Source organism: Paenisporosarcina sp. P4_E4_2, assembly GCF_056401595.1.
In genome coordinates this window covers 1-1,771 of record NZ_JBFUJC010000477.1, presented here as the reverse complement: position 1 = coordinate 1,771, position 1,771 = coordinate 1, and the positions used below count along the sequence as shown (strand labels likewise).

Genomic DNA, 1,771 nt, shown 5'->3' with positions numbered 1-1,771 from the left:
GTGTATAGGCGTAGGCAGACATGGAACCTCCCGCTTTTTGAACTGGAATGACATTTACCGGTTCTAGACCATAGGTATGTGCCGTTTGTCTTTCCATCGTTAGCGCTCGGTTAATATGTTCGCATCCTTGAAAAGCTAAATGAATCTCATGTTTGCTTGCAAATGCTTGCAACGGTTCGAATAAGCTTTCCGCCACTTCAAGCCCTCCTGCCGAGCCAATTCGTTTTCCAACAATCTCAGAGGTCGAGCAACCGATAACAATGATTTGCCCTGGTGTGAACGTGACTTGTGTCGCAAACTCACTGAGCAATTGTTCGAGTTGCGGCTGCCACATTGTGTGTGCATCCATATGACCAAACTCCTCTATTTGTTTTCGAGTTCTGAAAGTTTTGCGACGCGACGTTCGTGACGTCCACCTTCAAATTCGCTTTCCAACCATGTTTTTACAATTTCACGAGCCAGACCGCCACCAATTACGCGTTCGCCCATTGCTAATATATTGGAATCATTATGGCCACGTGTCGCTTTTGCGCTGAACACATCGTGAACCAATGCACAACGGATTCCTTTGATTTTATTGGCTGCAATTGACATGCCAATACCTGTACCGCAAATTAAGATGCCTCGGTCAAATTTCCCAGTAGCAACCCCCTCTGAAACAGGTCCTGCATAGTCCGGATAATCGACTGAATCGCTCGTTTGTGGACCGAAATCCTGATATGTGTGTCCCAGTTCGTCAAGTAAAGAAGTAATTTCTTTACGCAAAGTATTGCCCCCGTGATCGGAAGATATCGCGATATTCATTTCAGTCCCTCATTTCTATTCATATTCGCTTTTATCTTACCATTTTTACTAAGAAAAGCGCAAAGTGCCTTTCTAGCCATTCTTTGATTTGGGTTATCTTGAATTCGTAAGTGGATATGGAGGAATCAGAGGTGGTTTTCTTTATTTCATTGGTGTATATCTCCATTTCGAAGGTGTTTATCTAGAAATGAAGCCTGCCGTCTCCTTAAGTTAACTTGCCAACGAGACTTGTTTGAGCGATAAATCTCTAGATTGATCGTTAAACAAGCCAGTTTGAGCGTTAAATTTTTCACAAACGGAAAAGACAGCAACAACCTGTCTCACCAGTCTACTTGTTGTGAGATATCACTTCTTTAAAAAACAGGAGCGTAGCGAAAACAAAACTATTAAATCTTAAAACCTGAAAATCTAGCTTTGCAAAAAAAAACAGCTCCCAATCATTAAGAGCCGTCATTGTTCTTCATTTAATTTTGAATGTAATTCATTCGTCAGTTGAGTGAGCTCCTGGAAAGTTTGACGGTACATGTACACGTCACCGCCAAATGGATCGGACACGTCGTGGGAACCGTATGGGCGTACGTATTCTTTCAAGGTGAATATTTTGTCTGCAGCAAAAGGAAAAGCTTGCATGATTAGTTGCTTATGTGCAGAGGTCATGGTCAATACAAGGTCTGCCCAGCGTACATCCTCTCCACTTACCTGACGGGAATAGTGTGTGAAATCAATGCCGGCTTCAYGAATGACTTGTTTGGCATTTTCCGAAATGTCACCATCGTCCATTGCATAGATTCCTGCTGAACGTACGTGCATTCCTTCTTTATTATGAGATTGGAATATTGCTTCCGCCATCGGACTGCGGCAAGTATTTCCTGTACATATGAAATAGATATTCACGTGAATCCCTCATTTATTTAGCAAAGTGAGCAATCCCATCAACATGAGACATACTCCTGATATGCGTGTTAGC

Annotated in this window: 3 protein-coding genes; all 3 read right to left on the bottom strand. The window is 42.5% G+C overall.

Features of this window, described 5'->3' with window-relative positions; genetic code table 11:
- Positions 1 to 349 (bottom strand): DUF436 family protein (locus AC1DSB_RS18840; RefSeq protein ID WP_477587369.1); only part of this gene is annotated, 349 nt, incomplete at its 3' end.
- Between the two features lie 14 nt (positions 350 to 363).
- Entirely contained in the window at positions 364 to 804 is a 441-nt protein-coding gene (rpiB, locus tag AC1DSB_RS18835) for a ribose 5-phosphate isomerase B (protein ID WP_016428265.1), read from the bottom strand.
- Between the two features lie 450 nt (positions 805 to 1,254).
- Positions 1,255 to 1,698 carry a low molecular weight protein arginine phosphatase gene (locus tag AC1DSB_RS18830; protein ID WP_477587368.1) on the bottom strand — a complete coding sequence of 148 codons (444 nt, stop codon included), beginning with the start codon at positions 1,696 to 1,698 and terminating at the stop codon, positions 1,255 to 1,257.
- Positions 1,699 to 1,771: the final 73 nt, after the last annotated feature.